The organism is Clostridium carboxidivorans P7, from assembly GCF_001038625.1.
Taxonomy (GTDB): Bacteria; Bacillota; Clostridia; order Clostridiales; family Clostridiaceae; genus Clostridium_AM; species Clostridium_AM carboxidivorans.
This window is the reverse complement of the sequence record NZ_CP011803.1, coordinates 4,277,259-4,291,112: the sequence shown is the minus strand read 5'-3', so window position 1 is coordinate 4,291,112 and position 13,854 is coordinate 4,277,259. Positions and strand designations below refer to the sequence as shown.

Annotated in this window: 11 protein-coding genes; all 11 read left to right on the top strand. The window is 31.4% G+C overall.

Annotated elements, in window-relative coordinates; translation table 11 throughout:
- Positions 1-217 precede the first annotated feature (217 nt).
- The 11 genes from Ccar_RS19100 (at position 218) to Ccar_RS19050 (ending at position 13,803) form a co-directional block, all read left to right on the top strand.
- Positions 218-1,402: a M20 metallopeptidase family protein gene (locus tag Ccar_RS19100; RefSeq protein ID WP_007059285.1), complete on the top strand. Its 1,185-nt coding sequence runs from the start codon at positions 218-220 to the stop codon at positions 1,400-1,402.
- Positions 1,403-1,497: 95 nt separating this feature from the next.
- A complete protein-coding gene (gene ftsH / locus Ccar_RS19095; protein WP_007059286.1) occupies positions 1,498-3,339 on the top strand; it encodes an ATP-dependent zinc metalloprotease FtsH in 1,842 nt (613 codons plus the stop codon).
- Between the two features lie 17 nt (positions 3,340-3,356).
- Positions 3,357-5,489, top strand: coding sequence for a HelD family protein (locus tag Ccar_RS19090; protein ID WP_007059287.1), 2,133 nt, complete (start codon positions 3,357-3,359; stop codon positions 5,487-5,489).
- 116 nt (positions 5,490-5,605) lie between these two features.
- A complete protein-coding gene (hydE, locus tag Ccar_RS19085; RefSeq protein WP_007059288.1) occupies positions 5,606-6,646 on the top strand; it encodes a [FeFe] hydrogenase H-cluster radical SAM maturase HydE in 1,041 nt (346 codons plus the stop codon).
- A 100-nt stretch (positions 6,647-6,746) separates the two neighbouring features.
- On the top strand, positions 6,747-8,225 hold the full coding sequence (malQ, locus tag Ccar_RS19080) for a 4-alpha-glucanotransferase (protein ID WP_007059289.1): 1,479 nt from the start codon (positions 6,747-6,749) through the stop codon (positions 8,223-8,225).
- 243 nt (positions 8,226-8,468) lie between these two features.
- Positions 8,469-9,611 carry a 1-propanol dehydrogenase PduQ gene (locus tag Ccar_RS19075; RefSeq protein WP_007059290.1) on the top strand — a complete coding sequence of 381 codons (1,143 nt, stop codon included), beginning with the start codon at positions 8,469-8,471 and terminating at the stop codon, positions 9,609-9,611.
- Positions 9,612-9,747: 136 nt separating this feature from the next.
- Positions 9,748-10,572, top strand: a complete 825-nt coding sequence (locus tag Ccar_RS19070; protein WP_007059291.1) for a MerR family transcriptional regulator — start codon at positions 9,748-9,750, stop codon at positions 10,570-10,572.
- 472 nt (positions 10,573-11,044) lie between these two features.
- Positions 11,045-12,139: a hypothetical protein gene (locus tag Ccar_RS19065; RefSeq protein ID WP_007059292.1), complete on the top strand. Its 1,095-nt coding sequence runs from the start codon at positions 11,045-11,047 to the stop codon at positions 12,137-12,139.
- 1 nt (position 12,140) lies between these two features.
- Positions 12,141-12,404, top strand: coding sequence for a hypothetical protein (locus Ccar_RS19060; protein ID WP_007059293.1), 264 nt, complete (start codon positions 12,141-12,143; stop codon positions 12,402-12,404).
- 39 nt (positions 12,405-12,443) lie between these two features.
- Positions 12,444-13,550: a hypothetical protein gene (locus Ccar_RS19055; protein ID WP_007059294.1), complete on the top strand. Its 1,107-nt coding sequence runs from the start codon at positions 12,444-12,446 to the stop codon at positions 13,548-13,550.
- The gene (locus Ccar_RS19050; RefSeq protein ID WP_007059295.1) at positions 13,537-13,803 is read left to right on the top strand and encodes a hypothetical protein; all 267 of its coding nucleotides are present in this window, start codon (positions 13,537-13,539) and stop codon (positions 13,801-13,803) included. The genes Ccar_RS19055 and Ccar_RS19050 overlap by 14 nt, the downstream gene beginning before the upstream one ends.
- The last annotated feature ends 51 nt before the right edge of the window (positions 13,804-13,854 follow it).

Below are 13,854 nucleotides of genomic sequence, written 5' to 3'. Positions count from 1 at the left end.
TTATAAAATAAAATGTATATTAAAAAGTCTACTGCAAAATATTAAACAGTAGGCTTTTTAAATGCAGAATTTAAAGTTAATCAAGTAATTATTTTTCAATTTGAACCTTTGAATGTTTAAAAAACTTTTATATAATGTAAAGTATTATTATAATTTAAATATAGGGTATGTGAAAAATGTATTTTGAATACCTAATAAAAGTCAAGGGGAGAATTTTATGTTTAAAAGTGTAATATTGGAAAAGGCTGAAAAGTTAAAAGATAAACTTATAACGATTAGAAGAGACATACATGCTCATCCTGAAATAGGTATGCACGAAAATAGAACAGCAAAGGTAATAGTAGATAAGTTAAAAGAATATGGAATAGAAGTTCAGGAACATGTAGGTGGTACAGGAGTGGTTGGAATATTGAGAGGAAAGGAGCCAGGAAAGACTGTACTTTTAAGGGCAGACATGGATTGCCTTAGATTAAGAGAGGAAAATGATATAAAGTATAAGTCACAGTACCCTGAATTTATGCATGCTTGTGGGCATGATGCACATATATCCTGGCTTATTGGGGCAGCTTCGATTTTATCAGAGCTTACAGATGAATTTAGTGGAAATGTTAAGTTCTTATTTCAACCAGCAGAAGAAGGTGCTGGTGGAGCGGAAAAAACTATACATAGTGGAGTTTTAGAAAATCCAAAGGTAGATGTGGTAGTAGGTGCTCATGTATGGCCAGGAATAGCAGCAGGAAAAATAGGTGTAAAACCAGGACCTCTTATGGCAGCTTCAGATAATTTTAAGATAGTAATACATGGAAAAGGTGGCCATGGAGGTCAGCCGCAGAAATGCATAGACCCTATAGCTGTAGCCTGTGAAATATATATGGCACTGCAAACTGTAGTAAGTAGAAAAGTAGATCCATTAGAGCCAGCAGTTATAAGTATTGGAAAATTTAGTGCTGGTTCGGCTCATAATATAATACCAGATAAGGCAGAATTAGAAGGAACAATAAGAACATTAACTTATGAAGTGAGAGAAAAAATGCCAGCGATGATAGAATCTATTATAAAGGGTATAAGTGAAGCTAATGGAGCAGAATATGAATTTAAGTTTACTCCTTATCATGCTCCTGTTGTAAATGATTATGAGATTACTACTATGTTAGGAAAAGCTGCTAGTAGAGTAATAGAAAGCAAAAATGTAATCATAGTAGATAAACCAACTATGATAGGTGAAGATTTTTCTAGCTTTGAAGAAAAGGTTCCTGGAACATTTTTTTGGGTTGGAAATCTTAATAAAGAAAAAGGAATTACAGAGCCGCTTCATAGTCCAGAATTTAATGTAGATGAGGATATAATATACAAAGCTGCTGCCATATTTGCGCAATTTGCACTTATATATTTAAATGAGTAAAATTAAATAATTGTTTATAAATACTATAGATAAAATGTATTTATTGATATAATATATAGTGTAAAGTTAAAATGATTGTATAGTGGAGGCTAGATATGTTTAATAATAAAAAGTTCGATGGCAATAAATTAAAGTATGGTATTTATTATGCCATTGTTGTAGCTATTGTGATCTTTATTCTAAATGATTACGTAGTGAATTTGAAAACACAGCATATTCAATATAGCGAATTTATAAATTATGTAAATTCAAACAAAATTGAAGAAGTGCAAATTTCAAAAGATAAATTAATAATTATACCTAAGGTTAAAAGTGGAGAAAGCAAAAAAACATTATATACAGAAAGATTAGATGATAATGATTTAGTAAAAAGACTAGATAATGCAAAAATTACATATGGTGGATTACCTCAAGAAAATAGTCCTATAAGGAGTTTCTTTATAAATTGGATACTGCCAATTGCAATTTTTATATTTTTAGGAAGACTTTTATTTGGAAAACTAGATAAGAAAATGGGAAGCGGTGTTATGTCATTTGGAAAGAACACGGCTAAAATATATGCAGAAAGTGAAACAGGTGTAAATTTTAGTGATGTGGCTGGTCAGGAAGAAGCTAAAGAATCTTTAATAGAAATAGTTGATTTCTTGCATAATCCCAAAAAGTATACGGATATAGGAGCAAAGTTGCCTAAAGGAGCTCTTTTAGTAGGGCCTCCAGGAACAGGTAAAACACTATTAGCTAAAGCTGTAGCAGGAGAAGCAAAGGTACCCTTCTTCTCCATATCAGGTTCAGCTTTTGTAGAAATGTTTGTAGGTATGGGTGCTTCAAGAGTAAGGGATTTGTTTGAACAAGCACAACAAAAGGCACCATGTATAGTGTTTATAGATGAAATTGATGCTATAGGTAAGAGCAGAGATAATAATGTTAGTGGAAATGATGAAAGAGAGCAAACATTAAATCAATTATTAGCAGAAATGGATGGCTTTGATTCTTCTAAAGGAGTAGTAATTTTAGCAGCAACTAATAGACCTGAAATATTAGATAAGGCTCTTTTAAGACCAGGAAGATTTGATAGAAGGGTCATAGTAGATAGACCGGATCTAAAAGGAAGAGAAGAAATATTAAAAGTACATGCTAAAGGGGTTAAAATAGCTAATGAATCTGATTTGAATTCTGTTGCAAAGGGTACTCCAGGTGCAGTAGGAGCAGATTTAGCTAATATAATAAATGAAGCAGCGCTTAGAGCAGTTAAAAATAATAGAAAAGAAGTAATTCAAGAAGATTTAGAAGAGGCAATAGAAGTAATCATTGCAGGTAAAGAAAAGAAAGATAGAATATTATCAGATAAGGAAAAGAGATCAGTCGCTTTTCATGAAGTTGGTCATGCACTTGTAGCTGCTTTATTAAAAAATACTGATCCGGTACACAAAATAACTATTGTACCAAGAACTATGGGAGCTTTGGGATATACTATGCAGCTGCCGGAAGGTGAAAAGTATCTTACAACTAAGGAAGAAATGATGGATCAAATATGTGTAATGTTAGGTGGAAGAGCTGCAGAGGAAATAGAGTTTAATACTATATCTACAGGTGCAGCTAATGATATTGAAAGAGCAACTTCATCTGCAAGAAGCATGGTAACTATGTATGGAATGAGTGAAAGATTTGACATGATGGGACTTGAATCTATTCAAAATAGATACTTAGATGGAAGGCCTGTACAAAATTGCAGTGCTGAAACAGCATCAATAATTGATGAAGAGACTTTAAAAATAATAAGAGCAGGTCATGAGAAATCTAAAAAGATACTTGCAGATAATAGAACATTGCTTACTAAAATATCAAATAGACTTATGGAAAAAGAAACTCTTATGGGTGATGAGTTTATGGCTATGGTGGAAGAAGAAAAAAGTTTAAATGAATCATCATTAGATTAGAATTGGTGGAGAATATTATGGAAAACAATGAACTTGAAAAAGAATTAAAAAGAGAAATAGAATTAAATTTAGAAAAAGAAAAGTTAGAAGAGACTCTTGAAGAAATAAAAAATCAGACTTTAAATTTTATACAAAAGAGAAAAGATATTTCAGACTATATAGTTAACTTTAGAAAAAAGAAACTTGAAGAATATAAAGATGATGAAGATGAAATAGTAAAGTATTTTGATCATGAAATATTTGTAAAAGAAGAAGCATTTAAATTTATAGATAGAAAACTCAGAGAGCTTAGTATTCTTAGTGTTTCACCTTATTTTGGAAAGATAATTTTTGAAGATGAATATGGAACAGAGACTGTATATATTGGAAGATTTGGTATGGATAAAGATGAAGATTATGAACCAATTATTGTGGATTGGAGATCTCCTGTAAGTGCTTTGTTTTATGCAGGAACTTTAGGGGAAGCAGTTTACAAAGCACCAATGGGTGAAATAAAAACTAATATTTTATCTAAGAGACAGTTTATAATAAAAAAGGCTAAACTACTAGGATTATTTGATTCTAGTATTGATGTTAAAGATGAAGTACTTCAAATGGTATTAAGTAAAAATGCTGGTGAAAAGTTAAAAGACATAGTAATGACTATACAGAAGGAACAAGATGAAATAATAAGACAGTCTAGAAAAGGCGCTGTAATAGTTGATGGAGTAGCTGGTAGTGGTAAAACCACTATAGCACTTCATAGAGTTGCATATCTTTTATATAATTATAGAAGTGCATTAGAAGATAAAGTTTTGATACTTGGTCCAAATAGCATATTTATGGACTATATTTCTACAGTTTTGCCAAGTTTGGGTGAAGTTGGAGTAAAACAGTTTACCTTTAAAGAATTTGCAATGGAGATTTTGGATTTAAATTCCATAATGGATTTTAAAGAATATATGGAAAGAATATTGCAAGAAGATAAAAGTTTTATTGAAGATGTAAAATATAAAGGGTCTGTAAAATACATTGAAGAGCTTGATAACTTGATTAAAAAGTTAGATTATCAATATTTTAAAATAAAGGAAGTTAAATTTTATGACAAGGCTATAGCAACTAAAGAAGAAATTGAAGAAATGTTTAGTGTCTATTTTAAAGATATGCCTCTATTTAGAAGAAACAAAAAAATAAAAAGAATATTGATATCTAAAATTAAGGATGAAAGAAACGATTTAGTTAGAAAAGTAGAAAAAGAATATAAGGAATCAATTGAAAAATTATCTAAAGATGAATTGGAAATTCAGCAGAATAACTTAAACTTCATAAGAAAAAGTAAAATAAGAGATATTATAAGACATGTAATAGAAATAAAAAATGAAATGAAGTGGATGAACGCTCCAGATACTATTGAAATCTATAACGAATTTAACAACGGTGAACAGCTTATTTATGATGATTTAGCACCTATATTGTATTTAAAAATCAAGCTTGAAGGTTTAAAATATAAAAAAGAAGTAAAGCATATTGTTATAGATGAAGCACAGGATTATTCAATGCTGCAATTTGAAGTATTAAAGCACCTTACAGGGTGTAAATCATTTACTATAGTTGGTGATAGCAATCAAAGAATAGTTCCTGTAGAAGGGGATATTGCTATGCTTCAATTGGATAAAGTATTTAGTGATTTGGATATTTATAATTTCAATTTAAATAAAAGCTATAGGTCCACAAGAGAAATTATGAATTTTGCAAATAAGTATTTAAAAAGCAATAAAACTATTCCTTTAGTGAGGAATGGTGAGAAAGTTCTGGAAAAACAGGTAAATAACATAGATAATTTAGTAGACAAAATAGTAGAAAATGTTGTAAAATTAAAGGAGAAAGAATATGAAAGTATAGCAGTTGTTTGCAAAGATTCGGATACGGTAGAAACTTTGGGTAGACTCATAAAAGAAAAAATCCATATTTCCATATTAAATGAAGAAAGTAGGATTTATTCTGGAGGAGAAGTAATACTGCCATCTTATTTTGCTAAAGGTTTGGAATTTGATGCTGTTATATTAATAGATGATGAAAAACTTAATAATAAAGAGGACAAATTAAAATATGTAATGGCCACAAGAGCCTTACATGAATTATATGTATATAGAACTTCCTCGATAAAATAAAAAAGCTTTCAATATTTATTGAAAGCTTTTTTACAATATTCATTAAATATTATAGCCTATGTGTTTAAAGTGTAGTTAACAATATAAAAAGTTATAAGAAAGGAAATGATCATCTAATGAATAAAAGTTTGGAATTGATAACAAAAGCTGAAGAAGAGCACAATTTAAGCAAAAGTGAAATAGTAAGCTTGCTTAAGGATAATGATTGTAACGAACAACTTTTTAGTGCAGCAGATAGAGTTAGAAAAAAATATGTTGGAGATGAAGTTCATTTAAGAGGTCTTGTAGAATTCTCTAATATATGCAAAAGAAACTGTTTATATTGCGGTCTCAGAAGTTCTAATAAAAATATAAAAAGATACAGATTGAATGAAGATGAAATAATAGGTTTAGCTAAGAAGGCTAAAGACTATGGTTATAAAACTATAGTGATGCAGTCAGGTGAAGATGAATATTATACAGTGGAAAGATTAAAGTATATAATATCCAATATAAAAAAATTAGATGTAGCTATTACTTTAAGTATAGGCGAGAAAACTATGGAAGAATATAAAGCCTATAAAGAAGCTGGAGCAGATAGATATTTAATAAGAATAGAAACTACTGATAAAAAATTATATGAGGATATGGACCCTGGTATGAGCCATGAAGAAAGAAAAAGGTGTTTAAAGGATCTGAAAAGTTTAGGGTATGAAGTAGGAACAGGATGCCTTATAGGTCTTCCAGGTCAAACTATAGAATCTTTAGCAGATGATATTTTGTTTTTTAAAGAAATAGGAGCAGACATGCTGGGGATAGGTCCCTTTATTCCTAATAAAGATACACCTTTAGCTAAAGAGAAGGGTGGAGAGTTAGAGCTTACATTAAAAGTTATGGCAATCATCAGGCTTCTTATGCCAGATACTAATATACCTGCAACTACTGCTATGGAGACAGTAAATAAAAATGGAAGAATTATAGCGCTTCAGAGTGGAGCAAATGTAGTTATGCCAAATGTGACAGAAGGTGAATACAGGAGATTGTATGCTCTATATCCTGGGAAAATATGTGTAGGTGATACTCCAGCTCATTGTAGAGGATGTATTACTGGAAGAATAGAAGCAATAGGAAGGACTATTTCACAGTCAAAAGGCTTTAGAGCTAAAAGAACATTTTAGCAAAATGAATAATAAAATGATTTGAGAAAATTGAATATGGAATAGTAATCTTGTACATTAGGAAAGAAAATTTGTTGATAAAAAGTAAAGGAGTAAAAGAATGATTAAAAGAAGTAGTGGTGTTTTAATGCATATTACATCTTTGCCAGGATCATATGGAATTGGAACCTTTGGAAAAGAAGCCTACAAATTTGTTGATTTTTTAGAAAAGTCATCACAAAGTTATTGGCAGGTTTTGCCTTTAGGCATTACTGGAGCTGGTGATTCGCCTTATCAATCATTTTCAGCATTTGCAGGTAATCCTTATTTTATAGACTTGGATTTTCTTACCGAACAAGGATTACTTAGAAGAGAAGATTATGAAAATGTTGACTTTGGCAGCAATTATACAAAAGTGGATTATGAAAAGATATTTAGTAATAAAATGCCTATTTTAAGACTTGCTTTTGAAAGAAGTAAAGGAATGTATGAAAGTGAAATAAGTAGGTTTAGACAGGATAATAAGTTTTGGATAGAAGATTACTCACTATATATGGCTATCAAGTGCAAATTTGGATTAAGATCCTGGCAGAATTGGGATAGATCTATAAAGTTAAGGAATAAAGAAACAATAGATAATTACAAAGAAGAATTAAAAGATGAAATAGACTATTGGATATTTTTACAATACTTATTCTTTACCCAGTGGTTCAATTTGAAAAAGTATGCCAATGACAAAGGAATTAAAATCATTGGAGATATACCTATTTATGTGGCAGAAGATAGTGCAGATACATGGGCAAATAGTGAGATTTTTGTGCTTGATGAAGATAAAAGACCGATAGTGGTTTCTGGATGTCCTCCTGATGCCTTTTCTACTACGGGGCAGTTGTGGGGAAATCCTATATATAACTGGCTTCATCTGGAGAAGGTTAATTATAAATGGTGGGTGGAAAGAATTAAATTGAATAGCATTCTATATGATGTAACAAGGGTGGATCATTTTAGAGGATTTGAATCCTTCTGGGAAGTACCTTATGGAGAAAAGACAGCAGTAAATGGTAAATGGGTGAAGGGAGCTGGAATAAAACTGTTTGATACAGTGAAGAAAGCTTTAGGAGAAGTAGATATTATAGCTGAAGATTTAGGATATATAACACAGGAGGTTATAGATTTTAGAAATGCTTCAGGATTTCCTGGTATGAAAGTATTGGAGTTTGCTTTTGATACTAGAGAACAAAGTAACTATTTGCCCCATAATTATGATAAAAACTGTATAGTTTATACTGGAACTCATGACAATGAAACTGTAATGGGATGGATGGAAAATACCAAAAAGGAAGATGTGGATTTTGCTAAAAAATATTTTAAATTAGATGATGAAGAAGGATACAATTGGGGATTTATAAGAGGTTCATTAAGCTCTGTGGCTAATTTAGCCATAGCTCAGTTCCAGGATTATTTGGGGCTTGGAAATGAAGCTAGAATGAATATTCCATCAACTATAGGCGGGAATTGGCAGTGGAGAGTGGAAAAAGAAATGTTAACTGATAAGTTAGCTGAAAAGATAAATAATATAACAAGATTGTATGGAAGGTAGCTTGTAAAAACAATTAGCAACAAAAACTATTAAATAGTTAAAAAATAGTGCCTTATTAATGTTAAAATTTCAATTATTTATATTTAAAAAAGAATTGTATTATTAATATAATATTGGTATAATATTTAACAAAGTTTGTTATAAACTTGTTTTGATTGTTATAATTATGGGATAATTTTATTTTTAAATTAAAGGACAACTAATTCATTCGTATCTTAAACTTTTTGATAGGAGATTAAGTATATGAAAGAATTTAGTATTAATACAGAAGTTTATTTTGGAGAAGGCTCTTTAGACAGATTAAACGAAATTAAAAATAAAAGAGTACTGATTGTATGTGATAAATTTATGGAAACTTCAGGTATGACTGCAAAAGTGCAAGGAAAACTTGTTGATTGTGAAGTAGCAGTATATAGTGATATAGTACCTGATCCATCTGTAGAAATCATTGCAAGTGGTATTCAAAAGCTGCAAGGTTGTAATGCTGAAATTATTATAGCTCTTGGCGGAGGTTCATCAATTGATGGAGCTAAGGCAATAAGAGAATATGCAAAAAAAGTTACTGGAGGAGCTTCTTCTATAGAAGAATTTTATGCTATACCTACTACAAGTGGTACAGGTTCGGAAGTAACAGAATATGCAGTAATTACAAATAAACAAGAACAATTAAAATATGCACTTGCGGATAAGTCTCTTCTTCCGACAGTTGCTATTCTTGATCCGGAATTGGTGAAGTCTGTTCCTAAGGCTATAACTGCTGATACAGGAATGGATGTAATAACACATGCCATAGAGGCTTACGTTTCAAAGAATGCTACTGATTTTTCTGATGCTCTTGCAGAGAAAGCTTTTACTTTAGCTTTTAGATTTTTACCACAGGCTTATGCTGATGGAAATGATTTAATGGCAAGAGAAAAGCTTCATAATGCATCATGTCTTGCTGGAATAGCTTTTAATGCTGCTGGACTTGGAATTACTCACAGCTTAGCTCATGCTGTGGGAGGAAAATTACATGTTTCTCATGGTAGAAGCAATGCTATTATACTTCCTCATGTTATTAAATATAATGCTAATTTAAATAATGGTACTTTCAATGTTGAATATGGTATAGCAGCTAAGAAATATCAAAGGCTTGCTAAATTATTAAAGTTGCATGCACCGAATGTAAGTATTGGAGTTAACAATCTAATTAAAAGTGTTATAGAGCTTCAAAAGACATTAATGGTTCCAACAACTTTAAAGGAACAGGGCGTTGATATGGAATTAGCTAAGTCGTGTAGAGAAGAAATTGTTAGTGCAGCTTTTAAGGATATATGTACAACGGCAAACCCTAGAGAAGCAACAAGTGAAGACTTGTTAAATATTTTAGATAAGTTTTTTGGTTAAAATATTGTATTTTAAACCACTCTTTTATGAGTGGTTTTTTGTGGTACAAAAAAATTTAAGAAAACGTTTGAAATAAAATATGATTTAAATTATAATTTAAATTATAACGAAAAAAATTAAAAAAAGGAGAGCAATTATGGCTGCTGAACTATATTCTATAGGTAAAGTTGGAGAAATTTGTAGAATAACCAAAAAGGCACTAAGATATTACGATACAATGAATATATTATCACCAGATAAGGTAAGTAATGAAAATGGCTATAGATATTACAGCAAGGAAAATTTATTGACTGTACCTGTTATAAGATACTATAAGCAGAGCGGGTTTAAATTGGAGGAAATGAAGGCTTTTTTAGAGGGAACAACCTATGATTTCGTCGACAAAAGCTTCAGGAAAAAGATTGACGAATTAGAAGAACTTGATAGAGAGATAAACTTAAAAATAAGATCAGTGAAAGATTGGCGTGATCTTATAGTTGAGGCACAGATGGTAATTGAAAATAATGTTTGCGATGTGGCTATAAAGTATATAGATAACAAAAAATTAGTATTTTTGAATCAAGATTTTCAATATGATTATATGGATTCTATAATTAATATAGAGTTTAATAATTATATAGATAGTATAAATAATGCAATAACAGGGCCTGTGATCATAAGTTTTCCATCATATAAGGACAAAATGAATGGAAAATGCAATAAGATGAGAATAATGCAGCAGAATATTTTAAAATGTAAAGAGGAAGAAACCATTGAGTATGGTGGTTGGATGGCAGCTTGTTGCTATCATATAGGATCTCATGAGAACATTGATGAAACATATAAAAAGATAGAAAAGTGGACTGAAGAACATGGTTATAAATGTTCCGAGGAATGTTATGAAAGATATGTAACAGATTATTGGACTACTAAAAATACTGGTAAATATGTAACAGAGATTATGATTAAAATTAAAAGATAGATGGCATAAGCGGTAAATAATCATTTTAAATGATTGCTTACCGCTTATGTTTTTTTATGGAGTATGTTAAAAACATTAACCGTAGGGGAAAGTATATTTATGAAATATGATTATCATTGTGAAAAATGTGCCAATATTACATCCTTTAAATTTCATGGGTTACCTAATAAAGGAATTGAAATCGATTAAAAAATTGAAAAATAACGCTGAATATAGCGGTAAATGTAGAATTTTAGATTTTGCTAGAATATTCTTGTGAAATATGTATTGACTTTACCCTATAGGGAAAGGAATATAATTTATTTACATTAAAGAAAAACAATCAAAAGACATGAATGAAGAGTTATTTAATAATTTAAAAACTTGAAATATCCCCAATTATGACAATCATAAAACATTCCCATTACAAGGTTCTATTTTAAAGAACACAGTATAAAAAATATCAATTGAATAGATGAAAGGGGTTCTATTTATGGACAAAGTTTCAAAGGCTATGACCTCAGAAACGATTATTGCAAAAAATAAGTTAAAAGCTAATTTTCTTAAAAAAGGTATTTCAATAGCTCTTTTTTCAGGTCTTATGTACGGATTTTATTCAGCGTTTTTAACCATGGGAATGAAGAAAGGAATATGGGCTGATTGGTATGGTGACAATAGAGCAGGTTTATCCGCAATCGTTATAACATATGTATTAGCTGCACTTGGTAGTGCAGTAAACGATACCTGCAGTGCCATTTGGGCAGTAGGATATGCAACTTTAAAGGGCAAACTTGGAGACTTCTTTAGATGTCTTAAGACTAAGCCAGGTGCTGTGATGATATTGGCGGCTCTTATAGGCGGACCTATCTCAAGTACAGCTTATGTAGTAGCTTTGCAAATGGCAGGCTCCATTGTTATTCCGATTACAGCACTTTGCCCAGCAATTGGTGCTATTCTAGGAAGAATATTATTTAAGCAAAAGTTAACCAAACGTATGCTTGCTGGTATTGGTATTTGTGTTTTATCTAGCTTTATGATTGGTAGTACTAGTATTGGTGGCGATGCTCCAAAAGGAATGTTCCTAGGACTTTGTATTGCTTTCATAGCAGCTCTTGGATGGGGATTTGAAGGCTGTGTAGCTGGATATGGTACATCAATGATTGATTCAGAAATTGGTATTACAATTCGTCAAGCAATATCTGGACTTTCAAATTTATTAATATTAGTACCTTTCTTTGGTTTGGTATTTGGTAATGGAATTAAATTCTCAACAGATTTAACTATTCAGGCTTTTACAAGTGGGCCTGCAATGATATGGTTTGCATTAAGTGGTCTTTGTGCTTTTGTTTCCTACATGAGCTGGTACAACGGCAACAGTATGTGTGGTGCTGCTCTTGGTATGGCATGTAATGGTACATATTCCTTCTGGGGACCATTTTGCTGCTGGATAGTTCTTGGAGTAATGGGCGGTATGCAAGGATGGACTTTACCTCCAATAGTCTGGATTGGAGCTGTAATAATGATGTTTGGTATCCTCATAATAGCTATGAATCCAATGGATTTATTTAGGAAGAAGGAGGCAGCATAAAATGATATCTCTTGATTTTGCGGTATTAAAACACTTTACAAAAGTTAAAGAGGCTTGTGCCCAGGATATCACAAATGCTTTAAAAGATGAGTATGACAGTTTTAAGGAATTAAATAAGGGATCAGTAATGATGACTTTAATTACAGCAGAGGCATTTGGTGCTATTGAGAAAACAAAATTTCAGTTAGATGAAAACGGTGAAATAAATGTTTATTATCGTGCACAAGAAGGTGATGCTGCAAATTTAATATATAAAAGTAACTAATATATAAGAAAAAGATTAATTGAAAGGAGTTTTAATTTTATGAAGGAAGTTTCAAAAACAGCAATAATTGCAAAGAAGAAATTAACGAGTAATTTCTTCAAGAAAGGTATATCATTGGCTTTATTTTCAGGACTTACCTATGGAATGTATACAGCATTTTTAACCATGGGAATGACAAAAGGAGTATGGGGTGACTGGTATGGGGCTAATACAGCAGGATTATCAGCATTTGTATTAGCATACTTAGTTGCAGCACTTGCTAATGCAATAAATGACTCAATTAGTGCTGTATGGGCAATTTTATATTCAGTAATTAAAGGTAAATTTGGAGACTTTATAAGATGTATTAACACAAAACCAGGACGTGTAATGATATTAGCAGCCCTTATTGGAGGACCAGTAGCTGGTACAGCTTATGTTATAGCACTTCAAATGGCTGGCTCAATAGTTGTTCCAATATCAGCACTATGTCCTGCTATTGCAGCAATACTTGGTAAAATATTATTCAAACAGAGATTAGATAAACGTATGGCTTTTGGTATTTTAATATGTGTATTTGCTAGTTTCTTGATTGGTAGTACGAGCTTTGCTAATGGTGCTGCTTCAACAAAAACTTTCATTGGATTCGGTATCGCTATTATAGCAGCTCTTGCATGGGGTTTTGAAGGCTGTGTAGCTGGATATGGTACAGCAATGATTGATTATGAAATTGGTATTGCTATTCGTCAAGTAACATCAGGTATAGCAAATTTATTTATTGTAGTTCCAGTTCTAGGAATAATGACTGGTAAAGCTGGTATTTCTTTTAATCTTGCAGCACAAGCATTTACAAGTGGTCCAGCAATGGGATGGTTTATATTAAGTGGTCTTTTATCAGTTATTACTTTCATGACATGGTATGCCGGAAACAGTATGTGTGGAGCAGGACTTGGTACTGCATGTAATGGTACATATTCCTTCTTTGGACCATTATTCTGCCTACTATTGTTAGGAGTTTATGGAGGCAAGGATGGATGGGCATTACCTTCAGTTGCTTGGATAGGAGCTGTAATAATGATGTTTGGTATCCTTACAATATCCATGAATCCACTTGACTTATTTAGAAGAAAAAATGATATGGGAGGTTTAACAGATGAAGCCGCTTAATTATGCTATTTTGAAACACTTTACTAAGGTTGAGGAAGCTTCTGCTGATAATGTTATAGAAGCATTGAAAGGACAATATGGAAGCTTTAGAGCTCTAAAAAAGAAGGCTGTAACCAACGCGCTAATGACAGCCGAAGCAAATGGTCTTATTGAAGAAACAAGATTTGAATTAGACGAAGCTGGAGAATTAGTTGTTTATTATCATGCTCATGAAGATGGGGCTGCAACAATAAATAAATATATTAAAGATTAATAAAATTTAGTGTAGTTGTTTAAATAATTTAAAACATATGTATCGCAAAAT

Excerpts from the sequence above, each read along its gene's own strand:
- Ccar_RS19100 (WP_007059285.1), top strand. The coding sequence starts at position 218 with ATGTTTAAAAGTGTAATATTGGAAAAGGCTGAAAAGTTAAAAGATAAA.
- ftsH (WP_007059286.1), top strand. The coding sequence starts at position 1,498 with ATGTTTAATAATAAAAAGTTCGATGGCAATAAATTAAAGTATGGTATT.
- Ccar_RS19090 (WP_007059287.1), top strand. The coding sequence starts at position 3,357 with ATGGAAAACAATGAACTTGAAAAAGAATTAAAAAGAGAAATAGAATTA.
- hydE (WP_007059288.1), top strand. The coding sequence starts at position 5,606 with ATGAATAAAAGTTTGGAATTGATAACAAAAGCTGAAGAAGAGCACAAT.
- malQ (WP_007059289.1), top strand. The coding sequence starts at position 6,747 with ATGATTAAAAGAAGTAGTGGTGTTTTAATGCATATTACATCTTTGCCA.
- Ccar_RS19075 (WP_007059290.1), top strand. The coding sequence starts at position 8,469 with ATGAAAGAATTTAGTATTAATACAGAAGTTTATTTTGGAGAAGGCTCT.
- Ccar_RS19070 (WP_007059291.1), top strand. The coding sequence starts at position 9,748 with ATGGCTGCTGAACTATATTCTATAGGTAAAGTTGGAGAAATTTGTAGA.
- Ccar_RS19065 (WP_007059292.1), top strand. The coding sequence starts at position 11,045 with ATGGACAAAGTTTCAAAGGCTATGACCTCAGAAACGATTATTGCAAAA.
- Ccar_RS19060 (WP_007059293.1), top strand. The coding sequence starts at position 12,141 with ATGATATCTCTTGATTTTGCGGTATTAAAACACTTTACAAAAGTTAAA.
- Ccar_RS19055 (WP_007059294.1), top strand. The coding sequence starts at position 12,444 with ATGAAGGAAGTTTCAAAAACAGCAATAATTGCAAAGAAGAAATTAACG.
- Ccar_RS19050 (WP_007059295.1), top strand. The coding sequence starts at position 13,537 with ATGAAGCCGCTTAATTATGCTATTTTGAAACACTTTACTAAGGTTGAG.